6 protein-coding genes and 2 pseudogenes are annotated in these 17,725 nt (G+C 71.1%); 4 read left to right on the forward strand and 4 right to left on the reverse strand.

What is annotated here, in order from left to right:
- Positions 1-13: 13 nt before the first annotated feature.
- Positions 14-6,184, forward strand: a pseudogene (locus tag ACFVJX_RS29340) (type I polyketide synthase); the annotation flags it as partial.
- 120 nt (positions 6,185-6,304) lie between these two features.
- Positions 6,305-7,489: a cytochrome P450 gene (locus ACFVJX_RS29345; RefSeq protein WP_384135832.1), complete on the forward strand. Its 1,185-nt coding sequence runs from the start codon at positions 6,305-6,307 to the stop codon at positions 7,487-7,489.
- A 74-nt stretch (positions 7,490-7,563) separates the two neighbouring features.
- On the opposite strand, the gene ACFVJX_RS29350 is transcribed toward ACFVJX_RS29345, so the two are convergent.
- The 4 genes from ACFVJX_RS29350 to ACFVJX_RS29365 are packed head-to-tail and all read right to left on the reverse strand — an operon-like array spanning position 7,564 to position 11,537.
- Positions 7,564-7,758 (reverse strand): ferredoxin, encoded by a 195-nt coding sequence (locus tag ACFVJX_RS29350; RefSeq protein ID WP_384135839.1) that lies wholly within the window; start codon positions 7,756-7,758, stop codon positions 7,564-7,566.
- A gap of 58 nt (positions 7,759-7,816) precedes the next feature.
- Entirely contained in the window at positions 7,817-8,992 is a 1,176-nt protein-coding gene (locus ACFVJX_RS29355) for a cytochrome P450 (RefSeq protein ID WP_384135830.1), read from the reverse strand.
- 31 nt (positions 8,993-9,023) lie between these two features.
- Positions 9,024-10,079 carry a DegT/DnrJ/EryC1/StrS family aminotransferase gene (locus ACFVJX_RS29360; RefSeq protein WP_384135828.1) on the reverse strand — a complete coding sequence of 352 codons (1,056 nt, stop codon included), beginning with the start codon at positions 10,077-10,079 and terminating at the stop codon, positions 9,024-9,026.
- 12 nt (positions 10,080-10,091) lie between these two features.
- Complete coding sequence (locus ACFVJX_RS29365) at positions 10,092-11,537, reverse strand: glycosyltransferase (RefSeq protein ID WP_384135826.1); 1,446 nt, start codon at positions 11,535-11,537, stop codon at positions 10,092-10,094.
- Positions 11,538-11,788: 251 nt separating this feature from the next.
- Here ACFVJX_RS29365 and ACFVJX_RS29370 point away from each other — a divergent pair.
- Positions 11,789-15,934 (forward strand): annotated as a pseudogene (locus tag ACFVJX_RS29370) (type I polyketide synthase); the annotation flags it as partial.
- Between the two features lie 44 nt (positions 15,935-15,978).
- Positions 15,979-17,725 (forward strand): type I polyketide synthase (locus tag ACFVJX_RS29375; RefSeq protein ID WP_384135824.1); only part of this gene is annotated, 1,747 nt, incomplete at its 3' end.

The raw sequence follows: 17,725 nt of genomic DNA on the forward strand, positions 1-17,725 counted from the left end.
TTCACGGACGATGCCGGACCAAGAGAAACTCGTCGAATACCTGAAGTGGGTCACCACCGACCTGCACCAGACCCGCAAGCGGCTCGAAGAGGCCGAATCGGGTCGCCACGAACCCGTGGCGATCGTCGGTATGGGATGCCGCCTCCCCGGCGGGGTCCGCTCCCCGGAGGACTTCTGGGAGCTGCTCTCATCGGGCCGGAGCGCGATCTCCGGATTCCCCGAGGACCGTAGCTGGGACCTGGAGACCCTTGCCGGTGACGGGGCGGGACGCAGCGCCACCCAGCAGGGCGGTTTCGTCCACGAGGCACCGGACTTCGATCCCGCCTTCTTCGACATCTCGCCTCGTGAGGCCCTTGCCATGGATCCCCAGCAGCGGCTGCTGCTGGAGGTGTCCTGGGAGGCCGTCGAACGTTCCGGCATCGACCCCGGGACACTGCGGGGCAGCAGGACCGGCGTCTTCGTCGGGACCAACTCCCAGGACTACGCCCACCTGGTGCTCGCCTCGGGCGACGACATGGGCGGCTACGCGGGCAACGGACTCGCGGCGAGCGTCCTGTCGGGCCGGCTGTCCTTCGTACTGGGGCTGGAGGGGCCGGCGGTCACCCTCGACACCGCGTGCTCGTCGTCGCTGGTGACCCTCCACCTCGCCGCGCAGGCCGTCCGCAACGGCGAATGCTCGCTGGCTCTGGCCGGTGGTGTGACCGTGATGGCGACCTCCTCCAGCTTCGCCGGATTCAGCGTCCAGGGCGGGCTCGCCGCCGACGGGCGCTGCAAGGCGTTCTCCGACTCGGCCGACGGCACCGCCTGGTCCGAGGGCGTCGGCATGATCGTCGTGGAACGGCTGTCCGACGCCCGGCGCAACGGACACCCCGTCCTCGCCGTGCTGCGCGGCAGCGCCGTCAACCAGGACGGTGCCTCCAACGGCCTGAGCGCACCCAACGGCCCCTCCCAGCAGCGGGTGATCCGCCAGGCCCTGGCAGGGGCCGGCCTCTCCCCGGCCGATGTGGACGCCGTCGAGGCGCACGGCACCGGCACCACCCTGGGCGACCCCATCGAGGCGGGTGCCCTGCTGGCCTCCTACGGGCAGGACCGCGCACCGGACCGACCGCTGTGGCTCGGCGCCGTCAAGTCCAACATCGGGCACACCCAGGCGGCGGCGGGAGTCGCGGGCGTCATGAAGATGGTCCTCGCGCTCGGCGCGGGGGTGCTGCCCAGGACACTGAACGTGGATGTGCCGTCCTCACACGTGGACTGGTCGGCCGGTGACGTACGGCTGCTGACCGAGGAGGTGGCGTGGCCGGCCGGGGACCGGGTGCGGCGAGCGGGCGTCTCCTCGTTCGGTATCAGCGGGACCAACGCGCACGTGATCATCGAGCAGGCGCCACCCGTCGACGAGGCAGCGGAGGCCGACGAGGCCGCCCCGGCTCCGGCGGTCACACCGGCGGCCGTGCCCCGGTCCGTCCCCTGGCCCGTGTCGGGCCGTAGCGAGGCCGCCCTCGACGCACAACTGGACGCCGTACGCGCCCTGGCGGCCGAGCCGGACCGCCGCCCGCTGGACGTGGGCCTCTCGCTCGCCACGACGCGCTCCGCCTTCGAGCACCGCGCGGTGCTCCTGGTGGGAGAGGACGGCCGGCTCGTCGAGGCCGCACGCGGAAAGTCCGCCAGGGGCGGACTCGCTGTGCTGTTCTCGGGCCAGGGCTCCCAACGCCTCGGCGCGGGCCGGGAGCTGTACGCGCGCTTCCCGGTTTTCGCCGATGCCCTCGACTCCGTACTGACCCTGCTCGACGCCGAGTTGGAGCGTCCACTGCGCGAGGTCATGTGGGGGGAGGACCCCGACGCACTCAACGACACGGGCTTCACCCAGCCCGCCCTGTTCGCCGTGGAGACGGCGCTGTACCGGCTGATCCGCTCCTGGGGTGTCAAACCGGACTTCCTCGCCGGTCACTCGGTCGGCGAGATCACCGCCGCCCACGCGGCGGGAGTGCTCTCGCTGGAGGACGCCTGCCGGCTGGTCGCCGCGCGGGCCCGGCTGATGAGGGACCTCCCGGCCGGCGGCGCGATGGCCGCCGTCAGGGCCACCGAGGACGAGGTCGCACCGCTGCTCACCGACGGTGTGTCGATCGCCGCGGTCAACGGGCCCGACGCTCTCGTCGTCTCCGGCGCCGAGAGCGCGGTACTCGCCCTGGCGGACCGGCTCGCCGCCGAGGGCCGCAAGACCACCCGGCTGCCGGTCAGCCACGCGTTCCACTCGCCGCTGATGGAACCCATGCTCGACGCCTTCCGGGAGGTGGCCGCATCGCTGACGTTCGGTGAGGCCTCGGTGCCCGTGGTCTCCAACCTCACCGGAGAGGTGGCCGCTCCCGGGGAGCTCGCCGACCCGGACTACTGGGTTCGCCACGTCCGCCGGTCCGTGCGCTTCGGTGACGGAGTGCGGGCACTTGCCGAACGCGGTGTACGCACCTTCCTGGAGCTCGGCCCGGACGCGGTGCTCTCCGCCCTCGTACCGGAGTCGGTGCAGGACCCGGCGGTCGCCGCGCTCCCTCTGCTGAGGAGCAAGCACCCGGAGGAGGCCTCCGCCGCCACCGCACTCGCCGGGCTGTACACGCGCGGGATCGCGGTCGACTGGGCGGAACTGTTCGCCGGCACCGGTGCACGCCGGGTGGACCTGCCCACCTACCCCTTCCAGCGCCGCCGCTACTGGCCCACCGTCCGGGCGGCCGTCCCCGCCGACGCCTCCGGTCTCGGCCTGACCGCTGCCGGACATCCACTGCTCGGTGCCGCGGTCACCGTCGCGGAGTCCGACGAGACGGTCCTGACCGGAAGGCTGTCCGCACAGTCGCACCCGTGGCTCGCCGACCACCGGGCCGACGGCCGCATCGTGGTGCCCGGCACCGCCCTGGTGGAGCTGGCCGTCCTGGCCGGCGACCGGACGGGAGCGGACCGGGTGGAGGAACTCACCCTGCTCGCGCCGCTCGTGCTCGCCGAACGCGACGGGCTCGTACTCCAGGTCCGGGTCGGGGCCACCGACGAGGTGGGCCGTCGGGCGCTGACCGTCCACTCCCGCCCCGCCGACAGCGATACCGGGCCTTGGACGGCGCACGCCCGCGGCACCCTGGCTCCGGGCGACCCCGCCCGCGACGCCGCCGGTTTCGACACCTCGGTCTGGCCCCCGAGGGCCGCCGGGCCCATCGGCCTGGACGCGCTGTACGAGCGGCTCGAAGCCGCCGGAGTGTCCTACGGGCCCGCGTTCCGGGGACTCACCGCCGCCTGGAGCTGCGAAGGCGAGATCTACGCGGACGTGGAGCTGCCCGCCGGGGCCGAGGACGCCGACGCCTACGGGATCCACCCCGCGCTGCTGGACGCCGCGGCCCGTGTGGCGGGCGCCCTGGACGCCGAAAGCGCTGTCCTCACCCCGGTGGCCTGGAACGGGCTGACCCTCCACGCCGGCGAGTCCCGCGCCCTGCGCGTCCGGATCACCGTCACGGGCGCCCGCGAGGTGGCGCTGTGCGCCGTCGACACGACGGGCGCCCCGGTACTCACCGTCGACTCACTGGTCCTGGGCCCGCACACCGGCCGGCAGGCCCCGGCCGCGACCACGACGGGCGCCGCCGGGAGCGGCTCCTTCCTCGCGCTCGACTGGGTGCCCGTCGCCGCCGCGACAGCGCCCACCGGCACCCGCTGGGCGGTCGTCGGCGCCGACGAACTCGACCTCGGCTACGCGATGCACCGTGCCGACGAGACCGTCAGCGCCTATGCCGAGTCGCTGGCCGGTGCGGTCGGTGACAGCGGTGTCGCGCCCGACGTCTTCCTCGTACCGGTGGTGGGCGACCCCGCGCTGCCCGGCCCGGAGTCCGTGCGCGCCCTCACCACCCAGGTACTGGGCCTCCTCCAGGAGTGGCTGAACGAGCCCGCACTCGCCGGTTCACGTCTGGTCTTCGTCACCCGGGGCGCGGTGGCCGCCGCCGGCGAGGAGATACGCGACCCGGCGGCCGCCGCCGTGTGGGGTCTCGTACGCTCGGCGCAGACGGAGAACCCCGGCAGCTTCCTGCTCGTCGACATGGACGACACGTTCCTCTCCGCCGGCGTGCTGCCGGGTCTGCTCTCCCTCGACGAACAGCAACTGGTCGTCCGGGCGCACACCGTCAGGGCGGGCCGGCTCATCCGGCTTCCCGACACCGGAGAGGCCTCGCCTGCCGGGGCGCGCGCCTGGGACCCGGAAGGCACCGTGCTGATCACCGGTGGAACCGGCGGACTCGGCAGTCGGCTCGCCCGCCACCTCGTCGTCGGACACGGCGTGCGACACCTCCTGCTGGCCAGCCGCAGCGGCCCCGGAGCACCCGGAGCCGACGAACTGATCGCCTCCCTCTCCGACCTGGGCGCGGAGGCCACCGTCGTCTCCTGCGATCTGGCCGACCGGGACGCGGTGGCCGGTCTGCTGGCCGGCGTGCCCGAAGCGCACCCGCTGACCGCGGTCGTCCACACCGCGGGTGTGCTCGGCGACGCGATGACCGGCTCGCTGACGCCGGAACTGCTGGAGCGCGTCCTGCGGCCGAAGGTGGACGCCGCCTGGAACCTGCACGAGGCGACCGAGGGCCTCGATCTGGCCGCGTTCGTGCTGTACTCCTCGATCTCCGGAGTGCTCGGCAGCCCCGGACAGGGCAACTACGCCGCTGCCAACGCCTATCTGGACGCGCTCGCCCGGTTCCGGCGGGACCAGGGCCGGCCCGCGGTCTCCCTGGCCTGGGGCCCGTGGGGCCGGGGCAGCGGCATGACCAGCCATGTGAGCGCCGCCGACCTGGAGCGGATGGCGCGGGGCGGTCTTCCCTCCCTCGCCCTGGACGAGGGCCACGCGCTCTTCGACGCCGCGCTGGTGCGCAACCCGGCCACCGTGGTCCCGGCCCGCGTCAACGTCGCCGGGCTCAGGGAACAGCAGGCACTGCCGGCGCTCTGGCGGGAACTCGTGCCGCGTGCCCGCAGGTCCGCCGCCGCCGCGGAGCGTTCCCCCGTCACGCTGCGGGAACGGCTGCGCCACCTCGGCGCGGCCGAGCAGGAGAGCCTGCTCACCGAGCTGGTGGTGGGCTACTCCGCAGCGCTCCTGGGCCACCCCGACCCCAGCGCCGTCGATCCGGAGCGAGGCTTCCTGGAGCTCGGGTTCGACTCGCTGGTCTCCGTAGGACTGCGCAACCAACTGGGCGAAGCCCTAGGGCTTCGGCTGCCCAGCTCCGTCGTCTTCGACCACGCGACGCCCGTGAAGCTCGCCCGCATGCTCCACGGCGAACTGGCCGGGCAGCTCGCCGCCGGTCCCGTCGGCGCCGTCTCCTCCGCCGAGGCGCACACGAGCCGCACCGGGCACGCCCAGGAGACGCTGGAAGGGCTGTTCTACGCGGCGGTCCAGGCCGGGAAGATGGTCGAGGGCATGCGCATGCTGAAGGCGGTCGCCAACACCCGGCCGACCTTCGAGACCCCCGCCGACCTGGAGGAGCTTTCGCAGCCCGTCGTCCTCGCGGACGGCCCGGCCGACCCCCGGCTGATCTTCGTCAGCGCTCCGGGGGCCACCGGCGGCGTCCACCAGTACGCGCGAATCGCGGCCCACTTCCGCGGCCGACGCCAGGTCTCCGCTCTCCCGCTCATGGGCTTCGCCCCCGGCGAACTGCTGCCCGCCACCAGCGAGGCGGCGGCCCGGATCGTGGCCGAGAGCGCCCTGCACGCCAGCGACGGCGAACCCTTCGTCCTGGTGGGTCACTCCACCGGCGGCTCGCTGGCCTACCTCGCCGCAGGCGTGCTGGAGGAGACCTGGGGCATCAAGCCCGAGGCGGTGATCCTCCTGGACACCGCGTCCATCCGCTACCAGCCGGGCGAGGGCAAGGACCTGGACCGGACCACCCGGTACTACCTGGCCGACATCGACTCGCCGTCGGTCACGCTGAACAGCGCCCGGCTCTCCGCGATGGCCCACTGGTTCATGGCCATGACCGACATCGAGACGGTGCCCACCACCGCGCCGACGATGCTCGTCCGGTGCATGGAGTCACTGGACGGTTTCCTGTTCGACACGGCGGGGGTCCCCGCCGACGACATCCGGGAGATCGAGGCCAACCACCTCTCGCTCGCCAAGGAGCACTCCGCACTGACCGCGCGGACGATCGAGGAGTGGCTCGCCGGCCTCCCCGCCGCCGAGGCGTGAGCGCCGCACCACCCATGCCGGGGCGGTCAGGCAGCCGCCCCGCCCCGGCAGCCGCATCCCCCGCAGGCCCGCGGGGCAACGACAGCAGGCACGCACCACCGTCCAGAGGAGAACCACGCCATGACCACGTCCCAAGAGCTGCCGTCGCTCAAGGGGGTGCCGCCGACCGTGCTGCGGCTGAGCCCGCTGCTGCGCGAACTCCAGACCCGCAGCCCCGTCTGCAAGGTCCGCACCCCCGCCGGTGACGAGGGGTGGCTGGTGACCCGGCACGCCGAGCTGAAGGAGCTGCTCCGCGACGACCGGCTGGCCCGCGCACACCCCGACCCGGCCAACGCGCCGCGCTACGTCCAGAACCCCTTCCTGGACATGCTGGTCAGCGACGACGCCGACCTGGCACGGAAACTGCACACCGAGACCCGGGCCATGCTCACCCCGAACTTCTCGGCCCGGCGCGTCCTCAACATGATGCCGAAGGTGGAGGCGCTCGCCGAGGCGGTGCTGGAGGGCTTCGTCGCCCAGGGGGCGCCCGGGGATCTGCACGGCGGGTTCTCCCTGCCGTTCTCGCTGGCCGTGCTCGGCGAACTCATCGGCGTTCCGCCCGAGGACCGCGGCCTGCTCGTCACCCTGTTGTCCCGGATGGGTGGTCTGGACGACCCGGACACCGTCCAGGACGGACAACAGGACCTCTTCGGCTATCTCGTGGAGCTGGCCGGCCGCAAGCGCGCCGAGCCCGGCGACGACGTCATCTCACGGCTCGCCGCGAAGGAGCCGTCGGACGCGCGTATCGGACCCATCGCGGCGGGCGTGCTGTTCGCCGGACTCGAAGCGGTGGCCAGCCATATCGACCTCGGTGTGATCCTCTTCGGCCTCTACCCGGAGCAGCGCGCGGCAGCACTCGGGGACCGCAAACTGATGGCCGGCGCCGTGGAGGAGATCCTGCGGTCCGCGAAGGCAGGCGGGTCCGTCCTGCCGCGCTACGCCACCGAGGACGTGGAGATCGGCGGTGTCACCATCCGCTTCGGGGATCTGGTGCTGCTCGACTTCACCCTCTCCAACTTCGACACCCAGGTCTTCGACGACCCCGAGGTCTTCGACATCACCCGCTCGCCGAACACCCATCTGACGTTCGGGCACGGCATGTGGCACTGCATCGGGGCCCCGCTCGCCCGTATGCAGCTTCAGACGGCCTACACGCTGCTCTTCACCCGGCTTCCCGCGCTGCGCCTCGCCACCCCGATCGAGGAACTGCAGGTGCTGGGCGGTCAGTTGTCGGCCGGACTCACCGAAGTGCCCGTCACCTGGTAGAAGGCACAAGCAGAGAGGGCTCTGCCCCCCGACCGATCCGGTGGGGGGCAGAGCCCTTCTTCGTATGGTGCCGTTCAGCTGTCGCTGACCGTGATCGCCTGGGACGGGCAGACGAGCCCCGCCTGACGTGCTTCGTCCAGGGCCGTCTCGTCCCCGGTCTCCTTCAGCACCTGGACGATGCCGAGATCGTCCTGGTCGAAGACCTCGGGAGCCGACAGCACGCACTGTCCGGCCCCCACACAGCGGTCGGTGTCCACGCTGATGCGCAGCATCATTCCTCCGTCGATTCGCCCGCGGCGGTGCCCCGCCCGGGCCGTGGGGTGTCCGCTACCAGCGGACGGGCAGGGCGTGCAGTCCGTACAGCACGCCGTCGTACTTGAGTGGCAGTTCCTCGACCGGTACCGCCAGTTCCAGCGTCGGTATCCGCTCGAACAGCGTCCGGTAGGCGATGTCCATCTCGACCCTGACCAGGTTCTGGCCGAGGCACTGATGCACTCCGTAGCCGAACGCCACGTGCGACCGGGCCGACCTGCCGGGGTCGAACTCGTCGGGGCGCTCGAAGACCGTCCCGTCGTGGTTCGCGGCGGCGACCAGCGGAATGATGCCCTCGCCCGCCTTGATCAGCTGACCGCCGATCTCCACGTCCTCGACGGCCACCCGGAACGCCACCAGGTCGGCGACCGAGTAGTAGCGCAGCAGTTCCTCGACCGCCCGCTCGTCGCCGATCCACTGCGGATGGGACAGCAGGGTGACCACCCCGAGCCCGATGTTGTTCGCCGTCGTCTCGTGCCCGGCGATCAGCAGCAGCATCGACACACCGGACAGTTCCTGCTTGCTGAGCGTCCCCTCGGCCAGAAGCTGGCTGATCAGGTCATCGCCCGGCCGCTTCTGTTTGATGGTGATCAGCCGGTTGAGATAGCGCAGCAGTGCCTTCGACGCGGCCTGCCGCTGCTCGTCCGTGGACGTGAGGGTCACCAGCACCCGGGTCTTCGTCTCGAAGAAGTCCCGGTCCGCGTTGGGCACCCCCAGCAGACTGGAGATCACCAGGGACGGCACGGAGAGTGCGAAGTCCGCGATCAGGTCGGCGGTGTTGCCCGCAGCGAGCATCGCGTCGATACGTTCGTCCACGATGGACTGGACGGCCGGCCGCATGTCCCGGACCTTGCGGACGGTGAACTCGGGAATCAGCGTCTTCCGGAACCGCCCGTGCTCCGGCGGGTCCAGGGCCACGAACCAGCCGGGCACCTCGTCCTGGGACGGCACACCGCCCGTCTTCGCGGCCCTGGGGAAACCGGGGTGCGAGGGGTTGGAGCTGATCCGCGGGTCGGTGAGCACCTTGCGCACGTCCTCGTGCCGTGTCACCAGCCATACGGGCACTCCGGAGGGCAGCGTGGTGCTCACCAGGCCGTCGCTCCGGCGGAAGTCCTGGTATTCCGGAGGCGGAAAGGACTGGCCGGGCCGCCTCAACGGGAAGGCGACCGGGCACCTGTCGACAGTTGTCATCTTCTCAGTTCCCCTGGGGATAGGACTCGGCTCAGGCGCCGTAGAACTTGCGGATCTTGCCGGTCACGATCTCCTGGTCCTCCTCGGTGAGTCCGGTATGGGTCGGGAGGTAGAGACCGTCCTCGCTGAACCGGCTGGCGTTCAGCTCGGGCCACCGGGGGTCGAGGTAGCCGGGCTGCCGGCTCATGGGCTTGAAGAAGAGCCGCGTCTCGATGCCCTCGTCGGCGAGGAACTCCATCAGCTCGGTGCGGCGTTCGGCCCGCAGGTCGTACATCCACAGCACGTCCCGCGGCGGCATCAGCGTGATGCCGTCGATGCCGCTCAGCCCCTCGTCGTAACGACGCTCGATGTCCCGGCGCTTCTCCAGGATGGCGTCGAGCTGCTCGGTCTGCCCCAGCGCGACGGCCGCCTGCATGCTGGTCATGCGGAAGTTGTAGGCGAGCTTCTTGTGCAGGAAGCTGTGGTCCTTGGTGAAGGCCATGGCCCGGAGGTGAGCCATCTGATCCGCCAGGTACGGGTCGTCCGTCAGACAGATGCCCCCCTCACCAGCAGTGATGATCTTGTTGGCGAAGAGCGAGAAGCAGGCGATGTCGGCCACCGGACGCACCCCGTGCGCCTCGGCGGAGTCCTCCACGACGCGCAGGTTGTACTCGCGGGCCAGATCCATGATCGGGTCCATGTCGCAGCGGCGCCCGTAGATGTGCACCGGCATGATCACCTTGGTGCGCGAGGTGATCTTCTCCTCGATCAGTGAGACGTCGATGTTGAGATCGTCCCCGCAGTCCACGAAGACGGGGGTGGCGCCCGTGTAGGTGACCGCCCACGCCGAGGCGATCATCGTGAACTCGGGAACGATCACCTCGTCCCCGGGGCCGACACCGAGCGCCCGCAGCGCCAGGGTGAGCGCCGTCGTGCCGGACGAACACGCGACTCCGTGCGCCGACTTGTTGTAGTTGGCGAACTCCTCCTCGAACTTGCGGACGTACGGTCCCTGGGAGGAGATCCAGCCGCCGCTGACGGCGTCCGTCACGTATTCGAGCTCACGCCCGCCGAGCCAGGGCTTGGACACAGGCTGTGTGAATGACATGCGATGCCTCGATCAGTCGTTGGCGGAAGCGGGGGCGGACGAAGGCGTGGAAGCGGGGGAGGGGGCCGGCTCCCCCTCGGTGAGGGCCGGCAGGCCGAGGAGCAGATCCGCTGCCGTGTCCCGGCCGCCCGCGATCCGGAGCAGCGACGAGAAGTACTCCGCGCGCTTGCGGAACGCGCTGTTGCCCAGCACCCGGGTCAGCTTGTCGAAGACGTCGTCGGGGTCGACGGTCTCCGGACGGTCGAGCGTCAGACTGACGCCGAAGTCCTGACCGCGGACGGCCTGGTCGTCGCAGTCGACCCAGAGCGGGCGCACCACCAGCGGCTTCCCGAAGTAGAGACCCTCGTGGTAGCCGTTGCCGCCCGCGTGGGTGAAGAACACGTCGACCTTGGAATGCGCCAGCACGTCGAGCTGGGAGGGGACCCACGCCTCGATCCGCAGGTTGTCCGGCAACTCCTCCGGCGGGGGCAGCAGTTCCTGCTGCTCCACCGGGAGCTTCCACAGGACCGAGTGCTTCCCCTCCAGCCGACGGGTGACCTCCACCAGTGCGCCGACCTGCTCGCGGGTCAGCCGGGTGATCGTGCCGAACCCCATGTAGACCACGGACTTCTGGGCATCGAGCCACCCGGACAGCCCGCCGTCGTCCGGAGCCTGCGGAAGGGGCGGCACCATGGCACCGACCAGTCGCATCTTCTCCGGTACCGGGAACGGGTAGTCCAGCTCGGGCACCGAGTAGCAGAGCACCATCTCGGCGTGGTCGATCCTGGCCATCATCTGACGCGCCTCGGGCGCGATCCCGAGCTCCGCGCGGATCCGGTTGTCCTTCTCGACGACCTTGCGCATCGAGGAGCTCATGAACATGCCCAGCGTACGCAGCCGGAACAGCTGGTTCTCCGCCCGCTGTGCGTACGTCATGTCCAGCGGCAGCCCGGAGTGCGGCACCGGGAAGCTGCTGGGGGTGTACGACTTGGCGAACGGCACGTGCGAGGTGAGTACGTTGCTCGGGACGAACGGCACACCGAGAACGAACGGAATACCCTTCGTGATCGCCAGCTCGTACCCGAACTGGCACATGGACTCGATGACCATCAGAGCCGGCTGTACCTCTTCGACGACGGCTTCGAGACGCCGGTACTTCTCGACCCGGGATTCCGGTGCGAAGGAGTGCTTGATGACCGCGCGGTGCGCTTTGAAACGCGAGCGCTGGGTCACCTCGCGATAGGTCTCGTCGTCCCAGGTGACGGCCGACATCTGCGGCACCACGTCACCCAGCGAAGCGAACTCGACCGGTGTCTTCACCGAGGCCGCACCGATTTCGAAACGGGCCTTTTCGTCGGTCGCGAACCATAGGTCCTCCACGCCGCGACGGGACAATTCCTCGGCGAGTACCAGCAGTGGGTTGAGAAGACCGCTTTCGGCATAGCTGACGAACAGGACAGGCCGCCGAATCGAGCCCATGGACAACACCCTCCGGAAGTGGCGGCCCCAACGGCCCGCGTCACAGGTACCCACACGGCGGGTCGCCGGGTGGCCGCGCCGCATGTGTCGAAGCGCGGCAGTTACTTGGTCTCACACCACGTCCCGGGGAATCCCTAGTCTTCTGCCGGAGACTCCTGAATTCCTTAGGGAAATGTACAGCGCCCGCCGCCATACGATCCGGCACGGAGAGCTGTCCGTAGCCCGACTTTCCCCAGGGAGCGTGCGACATCATGACGATCGGAGCCCACGAGGACCCGGTAGTGGTCGTCGGGATGGCATGCCGTTTCCCGGGCGGTGTGCGTTCCCCCGAGGAGCTGTGGGACCTGGTACTGGCCGGCCGCGACGCGATCTCCGGCTTCCCCGCCGACCGCGGCTGGGACCTGGAGGCCCTGGCCGGCGACGGGCCGGGGCGCAGCCTGCCCCACGAGGGCGGATTCCTGTACGAGGCGGCCCACTTCGACGCCGGGTTCTTCGGAATGTCGCCCCGCGAGGCGGTGTCCACGGACCCCCAGCAGCGGCTGGTCCTCGAAACCGCCTGGGAGGCGTTGGAACGGGCGGGCATCGACCCGCACAGCCTGAAGGGCAGCAGTACCGGCGTGTTCGTCGGCACCAACGGACAGGACTACGCGGTCGTCGCCGACCGGTCCCCGCAGGACATGGCGGGCCACGCCGTGACCGGCCTCTCGCCGGCTGTCGCCTCCGGACGGCTCGCCTACACCCTCGGCCTCGAAGGCCCGGCGGTCACGGTCGACACCGCCTCGTCCTCCTCACTGGTCGCACTGCACTGGGCGGCCCGCTCGCTGCGTACGCAGGAGTGCTCGACGGCAGTCGTCGGCGGGGTCACGGTCATGTCCACCCCCGCGGGGCTGGTCGGCTACTCCCGGCAGGGCGGTCTGGCTCCCGACGGGCGCTGCAAGGCGTTCTCCGACACGGCGGACGGCACCTCCTGGGCCGAGGGCGTCGGCATCGTCGTACTGGAACGCCTCTCCGACGCCCGCGCCCGAGGACACGCCGTGCTCGCGGTCATCAGGGGAAGCGCCACCAACCAGGACGGCGCGTCCAACGGCCTGACCTCCCCGAGCGGCCCGGCACAGGAGCGGGTGATCCAGCAGGCGCTGGCCGACGCGGGACTCACCGGGACCGACATCGACATGGTCGAGGCGCACGGCACGGGCACCAGGCTCGGCGACCCGATCGAGGCGCAGGCGCTGCAGGCCGTGTACGGGCAGGGCCGCGCCCCCGGGCGCCCCCTGCGGCTGGGCTCCCTCAAGTCCAACATCGGGCACACCCAGGCGGCAGCGGGGATAGCGGGCCTCATCAAGACGGTCATGGCCATGCGGCACGGGCTGATGCCCCGAACCCTGCACGTGGACGAGCCGACCAGTCAGGTGGACTGGCACGAAGGCGCCGTCGAGCTGTTGACCGAGCAGGTGCCGTGGCACTCCGAGGGGCGGCCGAGGCGTGCTGGTGTGTCGTCCTTCGGCGTCAGCGGAACGAACGCCCACGTCATCGTTGAGCAGGCGGACGAGCGGGGTCCGACCGTACCCGAGGCCTCCATCGTGCCCGTTGTGGTGCCGTGGCCGGTTTCGGCCGGCACCGAGGAAGCGCTGACGGAGCAGCTGGAGCGGCTCACCGACTTCGTGGAGCGCACCCCCGCGGCCGATGCACTCGACGTCGGCTACTCCCTGGCGACGGGCCGGGCCGCACTCCGGCACCGGGCGGTCCTGCTCGCGGACAAGCAGCGGGTGACCCGGGCCGCCCGTACGGAGGCCGGCGGCGGAAACCTGGCGGTCCTCTTTCCGGGGCAGGGCAGCCAGCGCCTGGGGATGGGCCGTGAACTGTGCGGGCGTTACCCCGTCTTCGCCCGTGCCCTGGATGCCGTGCTGGCCGAACTGGACAGCCATCTCGAAAGCCCGCTGCGTGCCGTCATGTGGGGCAAGGACCCCGACCGGCTGAACAGTACTGGCTGGACGCAGCCCGCCCTGTTCGCCATGGAGACGGCCCTGTACCGGCTGGTGGAGTCGTTCGGACTCCGCCCCGCCGTGGTGGGCGGCCACTCGATCGGTGAGATCACGGCGGCTCATGTCGCGGGAGTTCTCACACTGCCCGACGCCTGTCGTCTCGTCGCCGCACGCGCCGGGCTCATGCAGGCCCTGCCGGCCGGCGGCGCGATGGTCGCGGTGGAGGCATCCGAGGCCGAGGTGACCCCCCTGCTCGCCGGCCGCGCGGACGAGGTGTCCGTCGCCGCGGTCAACGGGCCGCGGTCCGTCGTGGTCGCGGGCGAGGAGAGCGCCGCTCTGGAGATCGCCACCCACTTCGCAGGCCTGGGCCGCCGCACCAGTCGGCTGCCGGTCTCGCACGCCTTCCACTCACCGCTCATGGAGCCGATGCTCGCGGACTTCCGACGCGTCGTGGAGACCCTCACCTTCCGCGAGCCGGAACTGACCGTCCTGTCGAACCTCACGGGGCGTGCCGCCGGCGCCGAACTGCGCACCCCCGACTACTGGGTGCGACACGTGCGCCAGAGCGTGCGGTTCGCCGACGGCATCGGGGCGCTGCGGGACGAGAACGTGGACGTGCTGCTGGAGCTGGGCCCCGGGAGCGTGCTGTCAGCGATGGCAAGGGAGAGCCTGGCCGACACCGACACCGACACCGACACCGACATGGGCACAGGTGCAGGCACCGGCACGGCCGCCCGGCCTCTGGCCGTCGTCCCCGCCCTGCGCAAGGACCGACCGGAGGAGTCCGCGTTCCTTGCCGCACTCGGTCTGCTGTACACCGAAGGCGTCCCGGTCGACTGGCGTGTCTTCTTCGAGGACACGGGAGCCCGGCGGGTCGATCTGCCCACCTACGCCTTCCAGCACCAACGCCACTGGCCGGCCCCGCCTTCCGCCGTCGCGGGCGGCGGCACCGTCGCGACCGGGCACCCCATGGTCGGCACCACCCTCGAACTCGCCGACGGTGACGGCCTGGTGTGCACCGGGACGCTCTCGGTCCGCACCCAGCCGTGGCTGTCCCACCACACCGTCGCCGGCCGGACCACGCTGGCGGGCTCGGCCCTGCTGGAGGCAGTGATCCGGGCCGGTGACGAGGTGGGCTGCGGCAGGGTCGAGGAGCTGGCACTCACCCGGCCGCTGGTTCTTCCCGGGCACGGCGCGGTGCGACTGCAGATACGCCTCAGTGCGGGGGACGGTATCGGCCGACGTTTCGTCACCGTGCACTCCAGGGCGGAGGGCGCGGCCGGCGCGCCCTGGACCGAGCACGCGACGGGCTACCTCACCCCCGGCGGCACACAGCCTGAGACCTGCGCCGACCTGGGTTCCGGTTCGGGCACCTGGCCGCCGCGGGGTGCCGAGCCGGTCGACCTGGAGGACCACTACGAGCGGCTGGCCGACCGGGGCTTCGACTACGGCCCGGTCTTCCAGGGGCTGCGGGCGCTGTGGAAGCGGGGCGACGAGACCTTCGCCGAGGTCGCGCTGCCCGCGGAGGTGACCGACGCGCAGGCGTACGGACTCCACCCGGCTCTGCTGGACGCCGCGCGGCATTCCGTCATGACGGACCGCACCGGCATTCCGGACCTCTGGCGGGGCGTGTCCCTGCACGCGCAGGGTGCCACCGCTCTGCGCCTGCGCATCACCGCCCGCGAGGACGCCGGCGGCACCGCACTGCGGCTGACGGCAGCCGACTTCACCGGCGCCCCGGTACTCACCGCCGACATGTTGCGCGTCCGCCCGCTGACCGCCGGGGAACTGCGGCCCGCTCCGGCGGAGACCCCGGGCGAGGTGCGCACGGAGCCCGCGGAACTCCGCACCGTCAGGCCACCGGCTGCCGCACAGGGGGTCGCCGCCGCCGGCGCCGCCACCCTGCGGGGACAGCTCGCCGAGATGCCCGCGGCGAAGCGGGACCGTCATCTCCTGGACCTCGTACGCTCCGAGGCAGCCGAGGTGCTCGGCCACCGCAACCCGGACGCCGTCGGGGCCCACCACGCCTTCAAGGAGATGGGCCTCGACTCACTGGCGGGCGTCGAGCTCCGCGACCGGCTCATCGTCGTCACCGGACGGCCGCTGCCCAGCACGCTCGTCTTCAACTACCCGACGCCCGCCCTGATCGCAGGGCACCTCGCGACGGTGCTCAGCGCACCGGACACGCCCGCGTCGAGCTCCGCCGACGACGAACTCGCCCGGTTCGAGGCCGTCGTCCACACGGTGCCGCCGGATGGTTTCGAACGTCAGGCGATCGCCGACCGCCTGGAGAAACTCATCTCGGCCCTTCGCCAGTCCTCGCCCTCCGCAGCCGGCGGGTCCGGCGAGGACATCGAGACGGTGTCGGTCGACAGACTGCTCGACATCATTGATGAAGAGTTCGAAACCACATAAAGACTCGCTGCTTTCGTTCGCGACCCGATGATGAGGACGGACCGGTGCCAGAAGACCAGCAGGACAAAGTAGTCGACTACTTGAGGCGAGTTACCTCCGATCTCCGGCGCGCGCGCCAGCGAATCGGGGAGCTGGAACTCAAGGAGAACGAGCCGATCGCCATTGTCGGAATGAGCTGCCGGCTGCCCGGTGGAGTGCGCTCTCCGGAGGCTCTCTGGGAACTCGTCGAATCCGGCGGGGACGCCATATCCGGATTCCCCGCGGACCGCGGATGGGACGTGGAGCGGCTCACCGGCACGGGTGAGGGGAACAGCGCCACACACGAAGGCGGATTCCTCTACGAGGCACCCGAATTCGATGCCGGATTCTTCGGGATATCCCCGCGCGAAGCCATCGCCATGGACCCCCAGCAGCGACTCCTGCTCGAAGTGACCTGGGAGGCGCTGGAGCGGTCCGGCATACCTCCCACGGCGCTGCGCGGCAGCAACGCAGGCGTCTTCGTGGGCGCCTACCACTGGGGCGCGCCCTCGGCAGCCGCCGGTACGGAACTCCAGGGTCACGCGCTGACCGGCACCGCCGCCAGTGTGCTGTCGGGACGCCTCGCCTACACGCTCGGCCTCGAGGGCCCGGCGATCACCGTCGACACCGCCTGCTCCTCCTCGCTGGTGGCACTGCACGTCGCGGCCCAGTCGCTGCGCAGCGGCGAGTCCTCGCTCGCGGTCATCGGCGGGGTCACGGTCCTCAGCGAGCCCTCGGTCTTCGTCGAGTTCAGCAAGCAGGGCGGCCTGGCTCCCGACGGGCGCTGCAAGGCATTCTCCGAGGACGCGGACGGCACCGGCTGGGGCGAAGGCGTAGGCGTACTGGTCGCGGAGCGTCTCTCGGACGCCACCCGTAACGGTCACCGGGTGCTGGCCGTGGTGCGTGGGTCGGCGATCAACCAGGACGGTGCGTCCAACGGTCTGACCGCGCCCAACGGTCCCTCGCAGGAGCGTGTGGTGCGTCAGGCTCTCGCCAACGCCGGGCTGTCGGGCGGTGACGTGGACGCGGTGGAGGCGCACGGTACGGGCACGCGGCTGGGTGATCCGATCGAGGCGCAGGCCCTGCTGGCCACCTACGGTCAGGGCCGTGAGGAGGGACGTCCGCTGTGGCTGGGCTCCCTCAAGTCGAACATCGGGCACACCCAGGCCGCCGCCGGCGTCGCGGGCGTCATCAAGATGGTCATGGCACTGCGCAACGGCGTGCTGCCCCGGACACTCCATTCCGAGAAGCCGTCCTCGCATGTCGACTGGGACTCCGGCGCCGTACGCCTGCTCACCGAATCCGTCGACTGGCCCGAGACGGGACGGCCGCGCAGGTGCGCGGTGTCCTCCTTCGGAATCAGTGGCACCAACGCGCACGCCCTGCTGGAACAGGCACCCGAGCCCACAGAGGCCCCGGACCCCGCACCGGCCGCCCACACCGGGACCACCGTCCCCTGGGTCTTCTCCGGCCGGGGCGAGGCCGCCGTGCGCGACGGCGCGAGGGCACTCGTCGAGCTGCTGGAGACCGAACCCGGCACCCGCCCGGCGGATGTGGGCCATTCCCTGATCGCCTCGCGCTCGCTCTTCGAGCACCGGGCGGTCGTGATCGGCACCGAGCGTGAGCAACTGCTCGCCGGAACAGCCGCGTTGGGTGCCGGTGAGCCCGGGACGGACCTGGCCCGTGGTGTGGCTGATGTGGATGGGCGGACGGTGTTCGTCTTTCCTGGTCAGGGTTCGCAGTGGGTGGGTATGGGTGCGCGGTTGTTGGATG

This window comes from Streptomyces sp. NPDC127177 (genome assembly GCF_042672475.1).
Classification (GTDB): domain Bacteria; phylum Actinomycetota; class Actinomycetes; order Streptomycetales; family Streptomycetaceae; genus Streptomyces.

Coding starts and splice junctions, on each gene's coding strand:
- ACFVJX_RS29345 (WP_384135832.1), top strand. CDS start 6,305: ATGACCACGTCCCAAGAGCTGCCGTCGCTCAAGGGGGTGCCGCCGACC.
- ACFVJX_RS29355 (WP_384135830.1), bottom strand. CDS start 8,992: ATGACAACTGTCGACAGGTGCCCGGTCGCCTTCCCGTTGAGGCGGCCC.
- ACFVJX_RS29360 (WP_384135828.1), bottom strand. CDS start 10,079: ATGTCATTCACACAGCCTGTGTCCAAGCCCTGGCTCGGCGGGCGTGAG.
- ACFVJX_RS29365 (WP_384135826.1), bottom strand. CDS start 11,537: ATGGGCTCGATTCGGCGGCCTGTCCTGTTCGTCAGCTATGCCGAAAGC.